Raw genomic sequence first — 20,155 nt, 5'->3', positions numbered from 1 at the left:
AATATAATTATGAAGTAAAATTAAGATTCTTTAAGCAAACGACCACGATCAAATTGATAAACCCCGGTAATGTGTACAAAACGACTAATATTCTCTAAATCCAAGGTTTTATCCTTCAAAGTCAATAAAACATTACCTAATTTGTCACTCAAAGCTTTATCTGGAGTAAGAGGAATGATATCTGCTTGATTAATGTAAATGCCAAGATAAGCTTCATTTTGCTTATTTTCTTTTGTTTTTATCAGCTCTCGCACATGCTCTTCATTCGCATAAATAGGACGGGAGATCATTTGCCGAGGTAAATTAGCTACTATTTTTTCCCACGACTGCAGATTTGTTCCATCCGCAGAATATAAAGAAACAAAAACCTCCTGTTGCCCACTTCTAAGCGCCAGACGATTCGCCAAATGCGTATCCGCTTTGATTTGTTGCCGAGTACGCGTATCAAGCTGACTCACAAAATTATCACGAATATCATTTAAATTTTTACCAATTGCACGCAAGAAATTAGATTGATCCCAAGGTCCATTATTAATAGCCTCATCCAAGGCATGAAGAATCGCTTCATTTTGCTGATCTGAGAGTATTTCTTTCATAACATCAACGCACAACCTCTAGGGGTATATCACCCAAAATTAAACCAAGGATTAAGTAGTATAATCATAATTTGCCATAATCAATTAAAATAAACCAAGAAAAGCTATTGCAACTAATCTTGCGTTCATCATCCCAAAGGATGATGAACCTGTCATCACCGATGCAAAAATTTATCATCTTAACGACGGTGTTGACGCTACCTCATGGTGAATATTGTCTGGTTTGGCACTTGTTGCCCCCATATCAGACGTTGCGGTGACTGCTAAACCATTAATTGCCGCATTTAGCGCCGTCTCACATTTTTCTAACTCAGCAACTGCCGCCAGATTAGCCGGAGCTTGTCTGATTTGTGCCGCTTTTTCCACTTGCGACTTCATTTTTTTTATTTCTGATGCTATCCGATAAGCGTATTCTGGCGACACAGGCACCATAGCTGCTACAGAAGGAAAAAACCCCAATCCACTGTTTAATGTTGCCATATTACTGCTCCTAAAACTTATAACCTTATGACCTGAGTCTATCAAAAGAAATCAGAAAGTGGAGCTAAATACCTCATTACTTTCGAATTCTTTACAATTCATTAAAAAAATGCGCTTAATCATACATTAACTCATCCAAGGGAGTATAGTCTTTACTAGGTCCACCCTGGATTAACTCATTTAATACATCCGTCATACATAACAAACGTAAAACATTCGGTGTAACTTCATCAAACACTACGCGCAATCCTAACAAAGCACCTTCAGCTTCATCAAACGTTGCCCCTAAACCATAACCTAAGCATAAGGAACACAATTGATCAGCACGTTTTGCAATCGCCGGTAATAAACCAGTGTCTGCAAAAACTTCATCAAAACTAACAAAACGATCATTCAAATAGAATTTTGCATTCAGACTCGCAGCAATGATCCCCATACATTTACTAATATCTCGATCCATTTGTTATCGCCACCAGGGTTGTGCAGATTTTAGGTTTCCTGCTAAAAAATTTCTTATCCAACGCAAAAAAACAGGCACAGTAAAACCATAGTGTTCAATAATACCAAAAAATACTGCAGAAACTAAAACCAATACCCCAGTCCATACCCTAATGTGCATTAAAAATAGAAATATAGGGAATGCAGCGCGCGCATCGACCATAAAAAAACGAGCGCTACGCGCAGAATCTCGCCAATGCGCTGTCTCAGCAAATCCCCCACTTGCCATACCTATTGCCTCAAAAATAATCGACTATAAAAAAAGTATATACCTAAAAAGTGTCTTTAGCACCTGCATATTAAGAAAAAAATCAATGAAAAAACACCTGAATATTAGGGGCTGTTGACATTTCGCTAGATTAAGCCAGATAGGTTAATTTTTAAGCACCACAGCGGAGCATACATCAAATATGTGTAACATCAGGGTACAGAACATCGACTCATTTTGGCCCAGATAAAAGGTCAATAGCCCCTCTTAATAAATGATAATTTTAGAAAAGCTCATCCTTAAGAGTTGCAGATTAATCCATTGGCGAATAATTTTTCGAAGAAGACAAACCTAATGCATTCGTTAGTGCATTCTTCATATCTTTGCTTGTCTTAGTAGAAGGTGTCAAGCATGGCATATCATATGCCTCATTTTGCTCCACCTGTTTTTTATTAGCAATCGCAGATATCCCTAAGCCTTCAAACATTTTAGAAGTGCTGTTAATCCCCATTCTCAACTCCTCTGACGACACTTATAACTATAAGTTAACATAAACAACTTAAGGAATTATTAAGAAATAGATTTTTTTGCAAAAATTCTATTGAGTAATGAGTCCATTTTACGTTATGTTAAATCTACCTATATATAAATGTAGGTTTCATTTATGGACAAATGCAATTGTTAGCCTAATTCTGACAATTGAAAACTTGAGTTAAAGGAGAATAACTATGGCTAGGGGTGAAGTTAAGTGGTTTAACAATGCCAAAGGATGGGGATTTATTATCCCTGAACAAGGCGGTGATGATATTTTTGTTCATTTCTCAGCAATTCATGGCTCAGGTTACAAAACCTTAGTTCCTGGGCAAATGGTCACCTATGACGTAGGGCAAGGCGATAAAGGTCTTCATGCTGCGAATGTACTTGTAGCCACGGAAGATGCCGAAGCAGAAATGGCTTAATTGAGTGAACGCGGCCTTGTAATAACACGGAATTATAATGCCGCGACCCCAAAACTAAATTTTATTCAATTACTGAATTCAAAATCATCTTCAGGTATGATGACCGCAATTTATTTAAGGTCAAAATTTTACTGATGAAGCGTGGTTTATTACTCATTAATCTTGGCACCCCCAAGAGCGCAAAAATTTCTGCAGTTAGAGATTATTTACGCACCTTTCTAACGGATAAGCGAGTGATCGATTTACCCGCTTTGCTTCGCTATGTCCTGGTTTATGCTTTTATCCTGCCATTTAGAACAAAGCGTTCAGCCCGAGCGTATCAAGCCATTTGGACTGCACAGGGTTCGCCATTACTTTACCACAGTGAAAATTTAGCACATCAAGTACAAAAAGAAGTTGGTCCTGACTATGAAATTGCCTTAGGTATGCGTTATGGTGAACCATCAATCGCATCCGCTTTAGAAAGATTAAAATCCTGTGATACCATTACTATTTTACCTTTATACCCACAATACTCATCTGCAGCAAACGGCTCGTCCATTGAAGAGGCCATGCGCATTATCAGTTCCTGGGATATTATTCCCACACTAACCATAATCCGTGATTTCTTTCAACATCCTGCCTACATTAAGGCACAAACAAAACTAATTAAAGATTATCTGCCAGAATCAGAACATGTGCTTTTTAGTTATCATGGAATCCCCGAACGCCAAATTACGAAAAATGAGTGTAAATCCGTATGCAGCGATGATTGTCCTGTCCTCACAGAAAGTAACCAAAAGTGTTATAAAGCTCAATGCCATCAAAGCAGCCGTTTATTAGCAAACGAATTGCAGCTCGCAGAAAAAAAATACAGCACAGCGTTTCAATCTAGATTGGGTAGAACACCATGGATAAAACCTTATACAGATGAAGTTCTAACAACACTCGCAACCCAAGGAGTCAAAAAATTAGTTATTGCTTGTCCTTCTTTTGTTGCCGATTGTTTAGAAACACTTGAAGAAATAAATATCCGCGCCAAACAACAATGGCTGGCTCTGGGTGGCGAACAATTGATTGTCGTCCCTTGTTTGAATGAGCAGCCTTTATGGGTAAAAGCCATAACGGAAATTAGTCACCTAAAGCCAAAAACTTAATCCTGGGGCATGTAAGAAGGCGTGGCTTAGGTATTGGCACTCTATTTCCCTTATTTGTGCTATCTGAAGCGAAACAACCTAGGTTAAACTTTATCTCCTACTACTCTATGCCATAAATTTCAGGTACTATGGCACGTTTTGTCTTTTTATTTCTTATCAGGAGATTGAATTGAAACGGATCTTTTTTTTAACCCTATTTTTTGTCACTCAAGCCATAGGCGCCGTGTTTACCCCTGAAGATGTGCAAAAACTTAAACACAATTTTTTTGCCAATATTCAGCCTAATGGAGCCATAGTCGCCTCCCCCTCGAAGCAAGAACCCAATTATTATTACGATTGGGTGCGTGACTCGGCTATTGCCATGAATTTAATTGAAACATGGTATGAAGCAACGCATGCAACAGAACATAAAGAGCGGTTATTGCGCTATGTATCCTGGACGCAACTCATTCAACATCAACACGATCCACTCCCAGGGCAAGACATTCTGGGTGAACCTAAGTTTTACATCAATGGCTACCCATTTGATGGCCAATGGGGGCCGCCCCCCAAAATGATGGCCCAGCCCTCAGAGCCTCGGTTCTAATTCATTTTGCGCAACAATTATTAAACCAGAATGAAACGGAATACGTACAAACCCATTTGTACAATAGCAGCCTTGATCCACGTGCCATAAGCGTGATTAAGATGGATTTGGAATACACGGCGCATCACTGGGCTGATGAAAACTTTGATCTTTGGGAAGAAGTATTAGGAAATCATTTTTTTACCACTATGGCTCAACAAAAAGCCTTATTTGATGGTGCAGCCCTTGCCCGCCGTCTCAATGACGAGCAAGCCGCAATTTATTACGAACAACAAGCCGCTTTAATAAATATTCGCCTATATCAACATTTGGATCAAAGCCATCATTTAATTCAATCAACGCTGCCACCACATTTGGGACCCCAAAAAGCATTTGAACTCGATTCATCAATTATTTTGGGTATTTTACTTAATCCCCAAAATGGCATCTTGGCGCCGAATAGTATCTATGTTGAAAAAACCGTGAACGCCCTCCATGACCAATTTAACCAAATGTTCCCGATTAATAATAATAAATCAGGGGCAATTCTATTTGGCCGTTATCCTGGCGATACTTATGATGGTTACCAGACTGATGGCCAGGGTAACCCTTGGTTTATCTTAACCGCAACAATGGCTGAATATTATTTTACCCTTGCCGCTAATTTACCCATAAATGAAAAACAACCCATGCTGATGGAAAAATACATTAAGACAGGGGATGCTTATTTAAAACTCATAAAAATATACGCGCCGGAGATGAATTTAAGCGAGCAAATTAATTTAAACACTGGAGTCCAACAAGGAGCCAATTCCCTTACCTGGAGTTATGTTGCTGTTTTGCATGCTCTTGATGTAAGAGAAAAATTAGCTCGAAATGCCCTAGCGCCCCGTAGCCGTCATAGCCTGGATTTTCCTTAACTTGACGGCCATGGACAAAAGACCCAAGATTAACGCATTGATGCCAAAACAGAGGGATCTTTTTTGAGCGACTCAGAATCAGCCACTACGTCCTCACGCCCCAAAAATCGTAAGGGTTTATCTGCAATCACATAATTCTCAATTTGCTCCAAACTAATATTTTTGGTCTCGGGCATATAACAATACGTGTAAATTAAGCCAAAGAAACAAATCACCGCGTACAAAGCAAAGGTATATTCAACACCCAAAGCTTTTTCCAAAAGAGGAAAACTAAAAATAACCAGGGTATTAAAAGTCCAGTTACTCATTGCCGATAAACCCATGCCAGCACCACGGACATGGAGTGGGAAAATTTCAGCCATAGCAATATGAGGAATGGGGCCTATGCTCATCGCAAACGAAAAAATATAAACCGTAAGACAAACTACAGATAAGAAAGGAAGCCATGCCACATGATTCAAGGAAAAGATACATAAAGCGAATAAACTCACCGTAGTTCCGGCAAAACCAAATAACAATAAATTACGACGCCCAACTTTATCGACACAGAGAATAGCAAGTACAGTTACCAATAAATTAACCACACCAATGCCAATGGTGGCCAATAGTTGCCCCGCAACACTGCTTAAGCCCAAATTCTTAAAAATTTCGGGAGCAAAATAAATAACCACGTTAATGCCACTTAACTGCTGCAAACAAAATAACATCGTTCCTAACATCAATACGGGCAATAAAGGTTTCTGAAATAATAATAGCCAGTTGCCCTGCTTTGGCTCATGCGCTAAAGTTGCCTCAATATCGGCAAGCTCCTGGTCAATAACCTGGCTTTGACGTAATTTTTTTAAAGCGTTCTTTGCCGCCTCGTGTCGACCAACACTACATAACCAGCGTGGCGATTCAGGCATGAATAAAATACCAATACTTAAAACCAATGCCGGAAGAGCACTCGAAGCAAACATCGCTCGCCAGGCATGATTATCCATTAACACATAATTTACCGAATAAGAACAAACAATCCCTACGGTCATCGCCAATTGATAAATAGCAACGATTGCACCACGATTTTGTAATGTTGCTGTTTCGGCTAAATATAAAGGCACCATCACAGAGGAAACCCCGATGGCTAAACCAAGAATTAAGCGTGACAGGATCAACACGCTAATAGAATCAGCAACGCCAGCCCCTAAAGCCCCCCCAAAAAATAAGAGCCCAGAAAAAGATAATAACGTCCGACGACCAAAATACTTAATTCCTTTTGATGCCATGACTACCCCAATCAACATGGAACCAAATAACGCACCAAAAGGTAAGGCCGAAGCCATTACACCAATATGGGTTGCAGTTAAGTCAAAATGATGTTTAACTAGCTCTAAAGAACCAGCAATAATTCCTTCATCATAACCAAACAAAAAACCTGCAACTGAACCGATAATTGCTACCATCCACGCCATCATTCACTCCTTGAACATCAATATCTTAGTCGTCCGTTACTATGACTGTCGAGGATTATTTAATTGCCCCCATCCTCTTACTCCTTGCCTTACTGCAAAACATAGCTCTGTAATTAATGACCAATTCCCTTGTTTAACCGCCTCATCAGGAACAATCCATGACCCACCAACACAAGTCACATTAGGCAATGATAAATAGTCACTAAAATTACTTTCATTAATACCACCGGTCGCACAAAATCGTGCTTGAGGAAACGGTCCGTAAATTGCCCGGAGCATGGGGATTCCGCCAGCAGCAACAGCGGGGAAAAATTTAAAATGAGTATAACCCAAGATTAAGCCTTCCATTACTTCAGAAATACTGGTGACGCCAGGAATAAAGGGAATACTTGCCGCACATCCAGCCGTCAATAGCGCTTGGGTTGCCCCAGGACTAAAAGCAAATTTTGCCCCCACATCAATCGCCTGTTGTAACTGCTCAGGAATCACCACCGTACCGACACCAATTAAAGCATCTGGAAACGTGCGATTAAGTAACTGCACTGCTGCTAGAGCTATTGGCGTTCTTAGCGTGACTTCAAGTGCATTAATTCCTCCCGCAAATAAAGCAGTGGCTAAAGGAATAGCCTGTTCTATATCCTTAATCTGAATTACCGGCATGACTGGTGAGGAGCAAAACACAGTTTCCGGTTGTATATCCCAAGTAGAAAATGACATCAAAGCCTCCTTGTTGCTCTTAATATAATGCAGGTGGATTAAATTACACCACCTCTATCTGGCTTTTTAAATAATGCTTTAAAGAAACTGCCGCACCTAATATCCCTGGCTGCTCCGCAGTAATGACGTAGGATGGAATTTGCACATTAAAGCCACTAAAACGCCCTTTTCCCTCAAAGCTGGCTCTAAAATCACTTTGATCTAGCAAAGGCAATAAGCGCGGTACAATCCCCCCCGCAATATAAACGCCGCCAAAAGCTGCAAAAATTAAAGCTAAATCACCAGCATAAGCCCCTAAAATTGAAAAAAACTGGGCGACAGCGGCCTCAGCTACCGCGCATTGCTGCGCTAAAGCTAAAGCCACAATTTGCGCTGCTGGCAAAGAACGCTCTTCCTGCTGATGCAAAGCGGCTAACGCACGGTATATGTTTTCTAGTCCCTGACCAGATAACACCCGTTCATAAGAGACATGTGCATACATTTTTTTAAGATAACAAGCAATGAACCATTCTTGCTCTGTCTTTGCCCCCCAGCTCACATGCCCGCCCTCGCCTGCATGCGCGACATAACCTTGATCATTAGCAAGCAAATAAGCCACCCCTAAGCCGGTACCTGCACCCAAAACAACATGCGCTTTACTTTTATCAGCATAGCCCGTACCGATTGCCACCACGTCAAGATCCGATAAGGCAGGAAGACTCATTGCAATAGCATTAAAATCGTTCAAAACTTTAAGTACAGATAAACCTAATTTTTGTTTTAATTCATTGATGGAAAAACGCCAATGCGTATTAGTCATACAAATCACATCATCCAGCACCGGACAAGCAATAGCAATAGCAACTTGCGTAATGGCATTTAGTGCGTGTTGTGCTTGATAAGTCAATAATACCGATTCTAAACTATGGTATTCGGCACAGGTATAAATTGCGATGTAATCCATCATTAAGGTGTCCAAGTGCACCCGACTAAAACGAGCAAAGGTTCCACCAATATCGGCAACGATTGCGTATGCATTCAAATCATCAAAGCTCATAACAAGACTCTTTTCCCTGAAATAAACTGCAAGCCCCTTGCTCTGCACCAGTAAATTGCGCTCTTAAGCTGCCAAATAGCTCACGTCCGGTGCCATGATAAAGCCCCTCAGTATTAATAATCGATGGTTTACGTCGAGAAAGCTCCATCTCAGAAACCAAGAGCTGCAAGCGACCGCGCTCAGCATCAATTACAATGGTGTCTCCCGTTTCAATGCACGAAAGAACTGGATTATCGATTGCTTCGGGAGTCACATGAATGGCCGCAGGAACCTTACCCGAAGCCCCAGACATACGACCATCAGTTAATAAGGCAACCTGAAAGCCTTTATCCATAAGCACACCCAATTTAGGCGTCAATTGGTGTAACTCTGGCATGCCGCATGCTTTGGGGCCTTGAAAACGCAGTACCACAATACAATTGCGTTGTAAAAAACCCAGTTCATATGCACGCTCAAACTCTTCCTGACTTTCAAATACTACAGCAGGAGCCTTAATCTTACTTTTCCCGTCCGCAAGTCCTGAAGTTTTAATCACGGCACGACCAATGTTTCCACTTAATACTTGTAAACCTCCTTGAGCCTTAAACGGTGTTGCGCTTGAAATTAACACCGATTCATCGCTAGAAACATTAGGCCCCGCATGCCAAACTAACTGATTATTTTCCAACATCGGTTGCTGCGTATACTTATCCAAGCCATAACCCATCACCGTATTGACATCTGGATGCAACAATTGAGCATCCAGTAAGGTACGGATAAAATAAGCAGCCCCTCCTGCACGTTGAAAATGATTTACATCGGCATAACCATTAGGATAAATTTTGGCAATTAATGGTGTCACTGCGGATAGTTGTGCAAAATCATCCCAATTAACACGGTAACCTGCCATCGCGGCAATCGCAATCAGGTGCATGGTATGGTTAGTAGACCCCCCTGATGCCAGTAACGCGACAATACCATTAACAATTGTTTTTGCATCCATAAGCTGACCAATTGGCATGTAGTGTTCACCTAAATCAGTTAATGACAATACTTGTTGCGCTGCCGCCTTAGTTAAGGCATCGCGTAATGGTGTGCCAGGATTGATAAAGGAGGAACCGGGCAATTGTAATCCCATCACTTCCACTACTAATTGATTGGAGTTCGCCGTACCATAAAAAGTACAAGTTCCTGCGGAATGATAGGACGCAGCTTCCGCCTCAAGCAACGCATTTTTATCCACTTTCCCTTCGGCGTATAGCTGACGAATGCGTGCTTTTTCTTGATTCGATATACCTGAAGGCATGGGGCCTGCAGGTACAAAAATAAACGGCAAATGACCAAAACTCAAGGCTGCCATGAGTAAGCCAGGAACAATCTTATCGCAAATCCCTAGCATTAAGCCGCCATCAAACATATTGTGCGATAACCCTATGGCTGCGGACATGGCGATCACATCGCGACTTAAGAGACTTAGCTCCATGCCAGGTTGTCCTTGAGTAATACCATCACACATTGCGGGAACACCGCCGGCAAACTGGGCAACCCCACCCGCAGCAACAATAGCTTCTTTGATCTGTTCTGGGTATTGCAAATAAGGCTGATGCGCAGAAAGCATGTCGTTATACGCAGAAATAATACCTATATTCGCTTTAGTCATGCCACTGAGATTGGCTTTATCCTGACGCGCACATGCGGCAAAACCATGGGCTAGATTTCCACAATGCAACAGGCTCCGTTGTGGCCCATTGAGGCGCGCTTTTTCTATGTGTTCTAAATATATAGCCCTACTGCGCGCGCTGCGTTCATCAATATGCGCTGTAACTTGAGCAACAACCGAATGCATTTTCGTTCCTTAAGGTGCGTACATCACCTGTACATTAGCGTGATGATTATTTAAAAATGCACTTACTGGCATAATCATGGGATCAGGTTGTGCCATGGCCTGATGTAATACCGCTAATTTGTTTTGGCCCAGTAAATGAAAAAAAATAACCCGACTATCCAATAATCGCTTTTTTGACAAACTTACGCGCTGATAAGGTGCGGTCTTCGGAGTCACAAAAAGAACCGCCGCAGCAGCATCATCTAATCCCTGGCTAAGTTCATCTGCATCTGGAAATAAGGACGCGGTATGTCCGTCTTCCCCCATACCTAAAATTACCGCATCAAACATAGGTAAGGCGGCAATATCACGCTCTATTGGCTCTAATTGCTCATGATGTTCATGATATAAACTCAGGAAATGAGCTGCTTTTGCATGGTGTTGCAATAAAAATTCCCTCACTAAACGCTCATTACGACTCTCATCATCAACAGAGACACAACGTTCATCTGCCAAAGTAATGGTTACTTTACTCCAGGGGATATCTATTTTTGCTAGTGTTTTAAATAAATCAATAGGAGTTTTTCCCCCTGATACCACTAAATAAGCATGACCTCGTTGTGTCACAGCCGCAGCAAGAATCTGTTTTAGTTGGCGCACTAAATCACCTGTTAATAAAGTGGCATCAGCAAAGCTATGTAACTGCATTTTGCTCACCCCATACATGCGCCTTACCATTATATAAACGAATTACTTCTAAAGGCCCCCAAGTTCCCGACGGATAAGTATACAAAGGTGTCTCTTGTTTTTCCCATGCATTTTTGATGTCATCAATCCATTTCCAAGCTTGCTCAACTTCTTCGCGACTGACAAACAAATATTGATTGCCAAGCATCACTTCCAATAATAAACGCTCATAAGCATCAGCAATACGCTGAGTATTAAAATTCAAATCCAATTTACTGTCGCATAATTGCATACATTCACTAAGGCCAGGAACTTTATTCATCATTCGCACTTCAACCCCTTCATCAGGTTGTAAACGAATAATCAACTGATTAGGTGATAAATCTTGCTTTAATTGCTTAAAAATATTGTAGGGTTGTGACTTGAAGTAAATCACAACTTCACTTTGTTTTTTGGACAATCGTTTACCAGTAAGCAAATAAAAGGGAACCCCAGCCCAGCGCCAATTATCAATAAAGGCCTTAATCGCCACAAAAGTTTCTGTTGTAGACTCTTTATAAGCGCCTTCCTCATCCAAATAACCTGGTATTTTCTGTCCATTGATGACATTGCCCACATATTGGGCACGTACCGTCTGCTCATGAACATGGGCATCCCCGATAAAACGCAATGATTTTAATACCTTCAATTTTTCGCTGCGGATACATTCTGCAGCAAGACTCATTGGTGGTTCCATAGCGACTAAGGCGACTATTTGTAATAAATGATTCTGCAGCATGTCGCTTACCTGACCAGACTTGTCATAATATGACCATCTTCCTTCCACCCCCACCTCTTCTGCAACGGTAATTTCAACCTTATCAATCACTCGTTGATCCCAATTCGAAGAAAAAATGGCATTAGCAAAACGAAGGACTAAAAGATTCAATACCGTTTCTTTGCCTAGATAATGATCAATACGATAAATCTGATCTTCGGCAAAAAAACGGGCTACTTCATTATTAATTGCAATTGAAGACGATAAATCATGACCAATAGGTTTTTCTAAAACCACGCGCGAAGGCTGATTTGTTAAACCAACGCTAGAAAGACCTTGGCAGGCTTGAGCATACAATGAAGGCGGAATGGCAAAATAAGAAATAGTCACGCGTTCTACAGGCTGAACATACTTTGCTAATTTAAAATAATCCGTTGTTGTTGTTAAATTCAATTGGCAATAATCCAGCTTTTGCGCCAGACAATGCCAAGCAGACTCATCGATAGGTTCGCTTAAAAAGGTTTGGATTTTGAGCTTAACTAAGTCGATGTAAGCAGATAAAGTTAATTCTTCACGCGCACAGCCAATAATTCGGGTGTCCGGATGCAGCAAATGAGCGCGCTCAAGTTGATATAAAGCGGGAAGCAATTTACGACATGAAAGATCGCCCAAAGCACCGAACACGATTAAATCACAAGGGTACTTCACCGCCACTTCTTCGCTCATAGGTTATCCCAAAAAATCGATTGTTTTCTTGTGACTTAATACTAAATTGAAAGATAAGGTAGATCAACCTAATTCCCAAGCTTACAATTTTTCTTCCATTGCAAAACTCCGTTTTTATGCTATATCAAAGTAATAAGATTTATTAATATTCAATCATTATTAGGAGCCCAAAATGCTTAATAAGAGATTTTCAGAACGACTAAATAGTGAACTAGATAACATTGGCGCCCCCGAATCAAGCGCTGAACGCATAGAAGTATTATCAAAATTAGTAAAAATTCCTAAGTTTAAAGCAGAGGCGTTACTTAATGGCGCGACTAATCCTGATCCTGTCTTATTAGATGCTTTAGCGCAAGAATTTGAGGTCAGCCCTGCATGGTTAGTAGGAAAAGATGAGTCGACCCATTAAAACTAAAACCAATTGCTATACTCTAAGTAAGATTTATTGTGGAGTGCCGCACTATGGTAGACCAACAAAAAGATAAGACTATCCGTGCAGCTGATTTAATCCGGCAAATAGACAACTATGGCTATCCACGAGGCTCACAATCCTGCTTAAGTGACAAAGGAATAAAAGAACTAAATCATGACATCAGTCAGTATCAGGCGCATCATAAACGGAAGATAGCCTCCTATAAAGAGGCCAATGGCATTTCTGAAGACAAAAGACTGTTTGCTGCCCAAAAACCGCACTATTTTAGACAACAGCTTATAGAGTACATTGCTCAGCTTGCCCCTCCTCATTTTAGTGGCGATGAAAACGAAAGAAAAACACATCCTGAATTGGCAACTCTGAAGATGGAAGAACTTCTTGGCCCGAAAGGGCGTATGCTCTATCTCCTGGCTTTAGAAGAGGAAATGCACAGTCGCGAATATCGACATGCGGTAGTGATGCGTGCAACCACCCACTATGATGGCGCTAAATGGAAAGAGCGGCCTGTAGTCATTGTAGCCGGACCATCAGGATGTGGTAAATCATTTGCAGCGCAATCTGCCGTCAAAACAGCAAATCGCTTTTTAGCTGCTGATGAACATAATATGGATGGTAATAATGTGATTGCTGCCGATGGCGGCATCTGTCGTGAAGTCTCACAAATGCGCAAATTAGTCATCCAGGTCGCGAATAATCAAGGTTATGCCGGTATTAAAGATTTACACGCGCAAAGCAAAGTTTTAGAGGAGGTGAAAAGTCGAGTACAAGCTGCAGCTTTTGCAAGTCCGGAGGTGGGGGTGGTAATTCCCGAGACGTTCTCCAAATGGATCGACCCCACTGATCCCATAAAAAATTTCATGAAAAAAATTGACAAACTGTCAAATACGAAACTAATTTTTGCACGTGTAAAAGGTGAGCAAGAAGAGGATGTATTTAATCTTATAAAACAAGTGCTCCCAGGTTTTAATCTAATGCAACAAATGCTCTCCCGTTTAGCAGATAATGCGCCATCTACCTTTCAAAGAATTGTTGCCTTTATGGGATCAAGAAGGGCATGGAAAGTGGAAGGATTTACACCTACACCACTGGATTTGAATACCAAAGAATTAACTGAATCTAAAGCTTATAATTGGAAGGGATTTTTATTTGGTGTAGTCGGTTCATATTTGGCAGAACAATGGTTTCGTGAACACAGTAAAGATAAATTAAGCATGATCATTACGAATGACTTAATTTTGTTAAAACGTGATCCACATTCAACAACAGAAACGTGGCTACCCGCAGAGGAAAATGATAAAGGGGCTCGTCTTTTTTCTCGCCATGCTTACGAAGCATGGTTACAGTTGCCTGATGATGGCGTGAAACAAGATCTTATCCATCATTGCCGAACCAATGCGCAATCAATAATTACCACTGCCGCACAAATAGATTTCGCGATTGCCCAGAAACAAATTAGCAGCAGACTTGTTGGCCTCAACAAAAAACTTGAGCAAGAATTCGCTCGTGGAGAACGCGATCAAAATAAGATTCACTACCTCATGAATAAACGCGATACCTTATTAGATATCAATAAAATTAGCCCTAAAGACTTAGAAAATCTAGACAGCATAGAAAAAATACACAACCAAGTAAAACTCGCGATAGCAATAATCAAAGAGGAAAAACAAGGTAGCTGGAAACGAATTTCCTTTAGTAAAACCCTAAATGCTTTAAATGAAATCAATGCTGGTCTGGATAAAGCACGCAGTGAATTTAAAGACATTAAAACAGAAGTACAACAAGAAGAAAGGAGCGCCGTCTGTAGCACTTATAAAGCCGCTTTTAAATTAGCCCTCAATAAAGAAGAACAAAAAACAGAAAAGAGTAACTCAGAAGGAAAAATACCCTTATTATAAGACGCATAAATAACAATCTGAAATATTTTCGCTTTATTAATAGTGATACCTTTAGTAATAACTCACGGGGATGTCAAAATCTTGATGAACGGTCGGAGCGACCGTTCGGTAGCAATATTACCCATTCTACCCATGAAAACGGTGACTTAAACTAACCGGCTTGGCATGTTTTTCAATGTATTCAATAATTTTTCCGGCAATATTCAGACCCGTCGCCTTTTCAATTCCCTCAAGACCAGGTGACGAATTAATCTCTAAAATTAAAGGGCCATGGTTCGAGCGAATTAAATCCACACCCGCGACTTTTAACCCCATAGTTTTTGCTGCACTTACTGCAATGGCACGCTCTTGCGGTGTCAATTTTACTTTGACAGCCTTACCGCCTTGATGCACATTAGCACGAAACTCACCTTCTTTCGCTTGTCGTTTTACCGCTCCGACTACTTTTTCACCCACAACAAAACAGCGAATATCAGTGCCACGTGATTCTTCAATAAATTCCTGCACTAAAATATTAGCATGCATTTCTTTAAATGCATTAATAATGCTCACTGCTGATTGATGACTATCGGCTAAAATAACCCCCTTTCCTTGTGTTCCCTCCAATAATTTAATCACTAAGGGAGCACCACCAACCATATGAATCAAATCTTCGGTATCGTCTGGCGATTGTGCAAAACTGGTCAGCGGCATAGGTAACCCTTTACGCGCCAAAACCTGTAAGGAGCGAAATTTATCGCGCGAGCGTGAAATGGCGATCGACTCATTAACCGTATACATACCCATGGTTTCTAAATGGCGCAAAACTGCTGTTCCATAATAGGTCATTGACGCACCAATTCGGGGAATGACGGCATCAAAATGCGGTAATGGTGCCCCACCGCGGTAATGAACTTTAGGACAAGATGCAGCAACATTCATATAACAATATAAAGGATTAATAATTTTAATCTCGTGGCCGGCAGCTTCCGCTTCTGCTTTCAAGCGTTTATGTGAGTACAAATGTGGGTTGGTGGCCAATATTGCAATTTTCATGGATGTAGCGTTCCTCAATTATTTTTATTTTCATACTTAAAAAAGTATAACTAAAGCCTAGTCTATAAATTAGGGAATCTCATCTCGAACAATGAGAAATAAGAGCGAACTAATTTAATTATGTTACCCTCTCTCCTACTTGTTTTAGGAGAGGGAGCCAGGTCAAATGGAATGGGTTAAGAAACCAATAGCATATAATCTTTTGCCAATAAATCAGCGCGATGTGGCGTAGTAAAGAATGCATTTAACTCACCTTGTGGATTAAATAGCATGAGCGCCCCACTATGCTGTACGTCATAGTTTTTAGGATCATTACTGTCTTTATCCATAATTTTGGCATAAGCAATACCCATTTCACGCGTCATGGCTTTAATAGCAATATCATCGCCACGTGCACCATAAAAAGCAGGATGGAATGACGTGACATACTTGCCTAACTTTTCTTGATCATCGCGATCAGGATCAATGGAAATCATCACCACATGCGGTAAATCTTTCACGCCTTTAGATTCAAGGGTACGATACATTTTTCCTAATTCCGCCATAGTCGTTGGACACAAATAGCCACAATTGGTAAAACCAAAAAATACCAATGTCCATTGATTTTGTAAGCTGGCATTATCAAATGTTTTTTGATCGGTACCCGTTAAACTAAATTGATTAATTGTGCGTGGATTTTCAAGATACGTACCATGAAAATTAGCTACATCGATTTTTTTCTTAAAATGCATGTGTTGCCCAACAAAAATTCCTGAGAATAATCCCGCTAGAGCTAGCAAAATAACCACAGTAAAGGCAACGCCCTTAGCCTTTAAATTCATTCACTCCCCCTTACAAATAGTGATCGATTAGTAAAAAAACAAACAATAACATTAAATACACAATAGAAAATCGAAACGTTTGCATCGCAATCACAGACTTATCCGTACGATATAATTTATGTGCCCAGAATAAGAATCGTGCTCCCAGCACCAATGCTCCCATTAAATAAAACAAACCACTCATACCAACAACAAAAGGTAAAATACTCACGACCAATAATAAGATGGTATATAAATAAACATTCAATTTGGTAAACTGAATACCATGAGTTACAGGCAACATGGGAATTTCTGCATGTTGGTATTCTTCATGTCGGTAAATCGCCAATGCCCAAAAATGAGGGGGCGTCCACGTAAAAATGATTAACACCAACAATAATGCTTGAGGATCCAAGTGATTCGTTACTGCAGTCCAGCCCAATAAAGGAGGTGCTGCGCCAGCTAAACCGCCAATGACTATATTTTGCGGTGTAGCACGTTTTAAATAACCGGTGTAAATTCCCGCATAACCAATTAGGGTGATAAAAGTTAACAGCGCTGTCAGTTTATTTACAAATATAATTAAAACAGTCAGCCCCAGCCCCCCCATAATCAAGGCAAACCAGGATGCCTGCCGCACGGAGACACGCCCATGAGCAATGGGTCGTTTTTTGGTGCGCGCCATGATCGAATCAATGCGGCGATCAACCAAATGATTAATGGCAGCGGCACTGCCCGCACAAAGTCCTATACCGAACAACGAAGTACCCAGCAAGGGCAAATGAACCCATCCGGGCGCCGCCAAATACATGCCAACCAAAACAGTTAACAACATCAGCATGACCACTCGCGGTTTACATAACTCAACATAATCACGCCAAACGACTGGCGCTTGCGCTATTGAATCAGCTTGCATTGTTCAGCCCCTTACGCATAAAATGAAGTGTACTAAACGCTGTAGCTAATAACAGGGCAGCAACACCATTATGAGCAACAGCTACCGTAATTGGCAGTAAATAAATCACATTCAAAATTCCTAACGTAAACTGCAGCGACACCAATAAAAATAGAACTAAGCCGGCCGCTCTTAAATAATTAACCTGAGATTTCAATATCATAAAGAAAGAAAGGACTAAAATGTAAACCGCGGTTACAACAGCCCCAAGGCGATGAATAAACTGGATGGTCACGCGCACATCATGGTCCAATAAACCACCTTGGTAATTAGCACCTACAGGTGAAAATAAATTAAATCCTTGGGCAAAATGTAAATCAGGCCACCAAACACCATTACACAGAGGAAAACCAATACAGGAGATTCCAGCGTAATTAGAACTTACCCACCCCCCTAAAGCAACTTGGCAAAAAACTATAAGCACGGCTAAGCGCAACCAAGGACGCCATTGAGGCAAATCCTGCCCAGTCAAAGAACTGATTTGCAAACGCAAACGGCTTAAACAAGCCACAATAAGCATCCCCCCTAAAAGATGTCCCATCACGACGACGGGCAACAATTTTAAGGTTACCGTCCACATGCCCAAAGCTGCCTGAAAAACAACCAACAACAACAACGCAGCGGGTAAATGCCAAGGTGTATTGGCATCATGTAAACGTTTACGCAACAGCGCAAAACAAATAAAGAAAATCAACAAGCCTAAAGTACCTGCCGCATAACGATGAACCATTTCAGTCCATGCCTTTCTTGCTTCTAGGGGAATTTGCGGATACGTTGTTTGCGCATCGATTAAACCCGCTTTAGCACTTGGAAGTACCATATGGCCATAACAACCAGGCCAATCCGGGCACCCTAAACCCGCATCAGTCAGGCGTGTATAAGCGCCTAACATGACAACGAGAAACGATAAAAGCACCGCACAGCTTGCTGCGTAACGTATTAATTTATTCTGCATTCAATTAACCATTTTTTTCTGTTGTATTGAGTAATAATTTTAAATCTTTATAAACATCATCAGGATTAGCCGATGGCGCATAACTAAGAATTAAATAATTATTGGGATCAGCCAAAAACACTTTTGCTTCAGAGAATAAAACCTCTTGTGCATTGACTTCAGCTGTAGACAGTTGCGCTACGTGGAAATCGAGTTCCTTTAGCGTGGCTTGAGCTTCTGGCGATAATATAGGTGCTTTATCCCCCAGAATAAGCCATTGCTCAACCTGATATAGTTTACGACCCAAAGCCAAACGTACTCTGGCGAGGGTATCCAACTCCTTTAGACACGTTGCATCGCAGGCATCTGGGGTCCAGAATACAATACGCCATTTAGCTGATCCGGTTAAAGCATTTACACGTACGGGTGGATTCAGTAAGGTTCCTTTATTCACCGTTGCCGAACCTAACCAACTCGGATGTTGATAAAATAGATAGGCAGCGATGCCTGGGGCAGCAAACACTGCAACTAACAAGAGTAGAACATAAAATTTATTGGACTGTTTTTTCATTTTTTTTCTTCAGATTTAATGCTAAAAATATAATCAGGATCACCAAAGCCATAGCAAACCATTGCAATGCATAGGCTAAATGCCGCTGCGGAGGCATGGATACCGTCTCCCATTCACGCACAAATCCATGTGTGTCTTGCTTGTCGAGGCGAATAATAAACGGATAGACTGCTTTTTGCAAAAGTTGACTCACTAATTGTTTATCAAAACGCTCAATAATTACAGTTTTGTTTTCTTTTTCTTCAAAAACAGGCCCTAAAACCCATTGATTTTTACTAGGAAAATAAGCAGTCCCCTGTAAATGAATTGAATCATTGGGAATTTGAATCTTAGGGAAAATGCGACGCGTGATATCACCATGAATCCAACCGCGATCGATAAGCACTACGGAACCATCTGCTAATTGTAATGGCGATAAAACATCATAGCCAAATTGATGCTGGTGATGCTGATTATCCAGTAGGAACACTTGTGGCAAATAAACACCATCCAACTGGATACGTTCATATTGCGCAGGCAGCTTTTGCGGTGACGTCCATAGTATGGGTTTTAAGTCTTGTTGTTTTTCTTGCGCATGAATCATGTTCGCTTTTTCGTCAGCACGATGAATTTGCCAAAACCCTAAGTACACAAACAATGAACAAAATACCACCGTAAGAAAAAGCATCTTCCAACTTGGGGTGAAACGAAATTTAAAAAAGGTTACACTAGGCATAGTTTATTAATTGCTCAAAAAATTTTCAGAGTATGTTCGCAGTTTCGGGAGTATAACAAAATGATCACTAAAATCATCATCATCTTTGCAATGATTATTATTGCTGGTTCCTTAGCCAGTGGCCTGGTTTTTCTTATCCGTGATTCCGGCAATACTAAACGCACGGTTAAGGCTTTAACATTAAGAATAGGTATCTCATTGAGTTTATTTATCTTTTTATTAATTGCCTTTAAACTAGGCTTAATTAAGCCCCATGGTATTTAAAATTTTTAGGGAT

General features: G+C 40.8%; 22 protein-coding genes and 1 pseudogene. 6 read left to right on the top strand and 17 right to left on the bottom strand.

Translation table 11 applies throughout. The features are described from left to right. Window positions 1-20: 20 nt before the first annotated feature. The 5 genes from icmQ to LDG_RS15350 all read right to left on the bottom strand — a co-directional run bounded on the left by icmQ (window position 21) and on the right by LDG_RS15350 (window position 2,293). A complete protein-coding gene (gene icmQ / locus LDG_RS15370; RefSeq protein ID WP_006872354.1) occupies window positions 21-596 on the bottom strand; it encodes a Dot/Icm secretion system protein IcmQ in 576 nt (191 codons plus the stop codon). Window positions 597-770: 174 nt separating this feature from the next. Further along, window positions 771-1,076, bottom strand: a complete 306-nt coding sequence (locus LDG_RS15365) for a hypothetical protein (RefSeq protein WP_006872353.1) — start codon at window positions 1,074-1,076, stop codon at window positions 771-773. A gap of 115 nt (window positions 1,077-1,191) precedes the next feature. Then, complete coding sequence (locus LDG_RS15360; protein WP_006872352.1) at window positions 1,192-1,536, bottom strand: type IV secretion IcmS family protein; 345 nt, start codon at window positions 1,534-1,536, stop codon at window positions 1,192-1,194. A gap of 3 nt (window positions 1,537-1,539) precedes the next feature. After that, window positions 1,540-1,803, bottom strand: coding sequence for an IcmT/TraK family protein (icmT, locus tag LDG_RS15355; RefSeq protein WP_006872351.1), 264 nt, complete (start codon window positions 1,801-1,803; stop codon window positions 1,540-1,542). A gap of 292 nt (window positions 1,804-2,095) precedes the next feature. Continuing rightward, the gene (locus LDG_RS15350) at window positions 2,096-2,293 is read right to left on the bottom strand and encodes a hypothetical protein (RefSeq protein WP_006872350.1); all 198 of its coding nucleotides are present in this window, start codon (window positions 2,291-2,293) and stop codon (window positions 2,096-2,098) included. Window positions 2,294-2,510: 217 nt separating this feature from the next. Here LDG_RS15350 and LDG_RS15345 point away from each other — a divergent pair, with 217 nt between their 5' ends. The 3 genes and pseudogenes from LDG_RS15345 to LDG_RS15335 all read left to right on the top strand — a co-directional run bounded on the left by LDG_RS15345 (window position 2,511) and on the right by LDG_RS15335 (window position 5,362). Continuing rightward, entirely contained in the window at window positions 2,511-2,741 is a 231-nt protein-coding gene (locus LDG_RS15345; RefSeq protein ID WP_006872349.1) for a cold-shock protein, read from the top strand. Between the two features lie 134 nt (window positions 2,742-2,875). Further along, window positions 2,876-3,877, top strand: coding sequence for a ferrochelatase (hemH, locus tag LDG_RS15340; protein ID WP_006872347.1), 1,002 nt, complete (start codon window positions 2,876-2,878; stop codon window positions 3,875-3,877). A gap of 169 nt (window positions 3,878-4,046) precedes the next feature. Next, window positions 4,047-5,362, top strand: a pseudogene (locus LDG_RS15335) (glycoside hydrolase family 15 protein). 29 nt (window positions 5,363-5,391) lie between these two features. Here the strand turns inward: LDG_RS15335 and LDG_RS15330 are convergent. From LDG_RS15330 to zwf, 6 genes are read right to left on the bottom strand one after another with little or no spacing between them, the layout of a single operon-like run. Further along, window positions 5,392-6,813, bottom strand: coding sequence for a sugar porter family MFS transporter (locus LDG_RS15330; RefSeq protein ID WP_006872344.1), 1,422 nt, complete (start codon window positions 6,811-6,813; stop codon window positions 5,392-5,394). A 39-nt stretch (window positions 6,814-6,852) separates the two neighbouring features. Beyond that, window positions 6,853-7,530 carry a bifunctional 4-hydroxy-2-oxoglutarate aldolase/2-dehydro-3-deoxy-phosphogluconate aldolase gene (locus LDG_RS15325; RefSeq protein ID WP_006872343.1) on the bottom strand — a complete coding sequence of 226 codons (678 nt, stop codon included), beginning with the start codon at window positions 7,528-7,530 and terminating at the stop codon, window positions 6,853-6,855. A 43-nt stretch (window positions 7,531-7,573) separates the two neighbouring features. Further along, window positions 7,574-8,566, bottom strand: a complete 993-nt coding sequence (gene glk / locus LDG_RS15320) for a glucokinase (RefSeq protein WP_006872342.1) — start codon at window positions 8,564-8,566, stop codon at window positions 7,574-7,576. Beyond that, complete coding sequence (edd, locus tag LDG_RS15315; RefSeq protein WP_006872341.1) at window positions 8,556-10,391, bottom strand: phosphogluconate dehydratase; 1,836 nt, start codon at window positions 10,389-10,391, stop codon at window positions 8,556-8,558. Before edd ends, glk begins: the two co-directional genes overlap by 11 nt. A 9-nt stretch (window positions 10,392-10,400) precedes the next feature. Then, the gene (gene pgl, locus LDG_RS15310) at window positions 10,401-11,078 is read right to left on the bottom strand and encodes a 6-phosphogluconolactonase (protein ID WP_006872340.1); all 678 of its coding nucleotides are present in this window, start codon (window positions 11,076-11,078) and stop codon (window positions 10,401-10,403) included. Continuing rightward, window positions 11,065-12,540 (bottom strand): glucose-6-phosphate dehydrogenase, encoded by a 1,476-nt coding sequence (gene zwf, locus LDG_RS15305; protein WP_006872339.1) that lies wholly within the window; start codon window positions 12,538-12,540, stop codon window positions 11,065-11,067. Before zwf ends, pgl begins: the two co-directional genes overlap by 14 nt. Before the next feature lie 172 nt (window positions 12,541-12,712). Between zwf and LDG_RS15300 the strand changes: the two genes are divergently transcribed. Together LDG_RS15300 and LDG_RS15295 are read left to right on the top strand one after the other, a co-directional pair. After that, window positions 12,713-12,949 carry a hypothetical protein gene (locus LDG_RS15300; protein WP_006872338.1) on the top strand — a complete coding sequence of 79 codons (237 nt, stop codon included), beginning with the start codon at window positions 12,713-12,715 and terminating at the stop codon, window positions 12,947-12,949. A gap of 53 nt (window positions 12,950-13,002) precedes the next feature. Beyond that, window positions 13,003-14,868 (top strand): hypothetical protein, encoded by a 1,866-nt coding sequence (locus LDG_RS15295; RefSeq protein ID WP_006872337.1) that lies wholly within the window; start codon window positions 13,003-13,005, stop codon window positions 14,866-14,868. 126 nt (window positions 14,869-14,994) lie between these two features. On the opposite strand, the gene rimK is transcribed toward LDG_RS15295, so the two are convergent. The 6 genes from rimK to LDG_RS15265 all read right to left on the bottom strand — a co-directional run bounded on the left by rimK (window position 14,995) and on the right by LDG_RS15265 (window position 19,878). Next, window positions 14,995-15,903, bottom strand: coding sequence for a 30S ribosomal protein S6--L-glutamate ligase (gene rimK, locus LDG_RS15290; RefSeq protein ID WP_006872336.1), 909 nt, complete (start codon window positions 15,901-15,903; stop codon window positions 14,995-14,997). Window positions 15,904-16,079: 176 nt separating this feature from the next. Next, window positions 16,080-16,724 (bottom strand): SCO family protein, encoded by a 645-nt coding sequence (locus tag LDG_RS15285; protein WP_006872335.1) that lies wholly within the window; start codon window positions 16,722-16,724, stop codon window positions 16,080-16,082. Window positions 16,725-16,734: 10 nt separating this feature from the next. Then, window positions 16,735-17,619 carry a heme o synthase gene (cyoE, locus tag LDG_RS15280; RefSeq protein WP_006872334.1) on the bottom strand — a complete coding sequence of 295 codons (885 nt, stop codon included), beginning with the start codon at window positions 17,617-17,619 and terminating at the stop codon, window positions 16,735-16,737. Further along, the gene (locus LDG_RS15275; protein ID WP_006872333.1) at window positions 17,609-18,613 is read right to left on the bottom strand and encodes a COX15/CtaA family protein; all 1,005 of its coding nucleotides are present in this window, start codon (window positions 18,611-18,613) and stop codon (window positions 17,609-17,611) included. The genes cyoE and LDG_RS15275 overlap by 11 nt, the downstream gene beginning before the upstream one ends. 4 nt (window positions 18,614-18,617) lie before the next feature. Further along, the gene (locus LDG_RS15270; RefSeq protein ID WP_040536195.1) at window positions 18,618-19,163 is read right to left on the bottom strand and encodes a hypothetical protein; all 546 of its coding nucleotides are present in this window, start codon (window positions 19,161-19,163) and stop codon (window positions 18,618-18,620) included. After that, entirely contained in the window at window positions 19,144-19,878 is a 735-nt protein-coding gene (locus LDG_RS15265) for an SURF1 family protein (protein ID WP_040536192.1), read from the bottom strand. Before LDG_RS15265 ends, LDG_RS15270 begins: the two co-directional genes overlap by 20 nt. 60 nt (window positions 19,879-19,938) lie before the next feature. Between LDG_RS15265 and LDG_RS15260 the strand changes: the two genes are divergently transcribed. Continuing rightward, window positions 19,939-20,142 (top strand): twin transmembrane helix small protein, encoded by a 204-nt coding sequence (locus LDG_RS15260; protein ID WP_006872329.1) that lies wholly within the window; start codon window positions 19,939-19,941, stop codon window positions 20,140-20,142. Window positions 20,143-20,155 lie beyond the last annotated feature (13 nt).

The sequence above is a fragment of the Legionella drancourtii LLAP12 genome (genome assembly GCF_000162755.2).
GTDB classification, from domain to species: domain Bacteria; phylum Pseudomonadota; class Gammaproteobacteria; order Legionellales; family Legionellaceae; genus Legionella; species Legionella drancourtii.
The sequence above is the reverse complement of the archived record's forward strand: the minus strand, read 5'-3'. Positions and strand labels throughout refer to the sequence as shown.

What these genes read in the sequence shown, in the direction of transcription:
- icmQ (WP_006872354.1), bottom strand. Translation starts at nt 596, where the DNA reads ATGAAAGAAATACTCTCAGATCAGCAAAATGAAGCGATTCTTCATGCC.
- LDG_RS15365 (WP_006872353.1), bottom strand. Translation starts at nt 1,076, where the DNA reads ATGGCAACATTAAACAGTGGATTGGGGTTTTTTCCTTCTGTAGCAGCT.
- LDG_RS15360 (WP_006872352.1), bottom strand. Translation starts at nt 1,536, where the DNA reads ATGGATCGAGATATTAGTAAATGTATGGGGATCATTGCTGCGAGTCTG.
- icmT (WP_006872351.1), bottom strand. Translation starts at nt 1,803, where the DNA reads ATGGCAAGTGGGGGATTTGCTGAGACAGCGCATTGGCGAGATTCTGCG.
- LDG_RS15350 (WP_006872350.1), bottom strand. Translation starts at nt 2,293, where the DNA reads ATGGGGATTAACAGCACTTCTAAAATGTTTGAAGGCTTAGGGATATCT.
- LDG_RS15345 (WP_006872349.1), top strand. Translation starts at nt 2,511, where the DNA reads ATGGCTAGGGGTGAAGTTAAGTGGTTTAACAATGCCAAAGGATGGGGA.
- hemH (WP_006872347.1), top strand. Translation starts at nt 2,876, where the DNA reads ATGAAGCGTGGTTTATTACTCATTAATCTTGGCACCCCCAAGAGCGCA.
- LDG_RS15330 (WP_006872344.1), bottom strand. Translation starts at nt 6,813, where the DNA reads ATGGCGTGGATGGTAGCAATTATCGGTTCAGTTGCAGGTTTTTTGTTT.
- LDG_RS15325 (WP_006872343.1), bottom strand. Translation starts at nt 7,530, where the DNA reads ATGTCATTTTCTACTTGGGATATACAACCGGAAACTGTGTTTTGCTCC.
- glk (WP_006872342.1), bottom strand. Translation starts at nt 8,566, where the DNA reads ATGAGCTTTGATGATTTGAATGCATACGCAATCGTTGCCGATATTGGT.
- edd (WP_006872341.1), bottom strand. Translation starts at nt 10,391, where the DNA reads ATGCATTCGGTTGTTGCTCAAGTTACAGCGCATATTGATGAACGCAGC.
- pgl (WP_006872340.1), bottom strand. Translation starts at nt 11,078, where the DNA reads ATGCAGTTACATAGCTTTGCTGATGCCACTTTATTAACAGGTGATTTA.
- zwf (WP_006872339.1), bottom strand. Translation starts at nt 12,540, where the DNA reads ATGAGCGAAGAAGTGGCGGTGAAGTACCCTTGTGATTTAATCGTGTTC.
- LDG_RS15300 (WP_006872338.1), top strand. Translation starts at nt 12,713, where the DNA reads ATGCTTAATAAGAGATTTTCAGAACGACTAAATAGTGAACTAGATAAC.
- LDG_RS15295 (WP_006872337.1), top strand. Translation starts at nt 13,003, where the DNA reads ATGGTAGACCAACAAAAAGATAAGACTATCCGTGCAGCTGATTTAATC.
- rimK (WP_006872336.1), bottom strand. Translation starts at nt 15,903, where the DNA reads ATGAAAATTGCAATATTGGCCACCAACCCACATTTGTACTCACATAAA.
- LDG_RS15285 (WP_006872335.1), bottom strand. Translation starts at nt 16,724, where the DNA reads ATGAATTTAAAGGCTAAGGGCGTTGCCTTTACTGTGGTTATTTTGCTA.
- cyoE (WP_006872334.1), bottom strand. Translation starts at nt 17,619, where the DNA reads ATGCAAGCTGATTCAATAGCGCAAGCGCCAGTCGTTTGGCGTGATTAT.
- LDG_RS15275 (WP_006872333.1), bottom strand. Translation starts at nt 18,613, where the DNA reads ATGCAGAATAAATTAATACGTTACGCAGCAAGCTGTGCGGTGCTTTTA.
- LDG_RS15270 (WP_040536195.1), bottom strand. Translation starts at nt 19,163, where the DNA reads ATGAAAAAACAGTCCAATAAATTTTATGTTCTACTCTTGTTAGTTGCA.
- LDG_RS15265 (WP_040536192.1), bottom strand. Translation starts at nt 19,878, where the DNA reads ATGCCTAGTGTAACCTTTTTTAAATTTCGTTTCACCCCAAGTTGGAAG.
- LDG_RS15260 (WP_006872329.1), top strand. Translation starts at nt 19,939, where the DNA reads ATGATCACTAAAATCATCATCATCTTTGCAATGATTATTATTGCTGGT.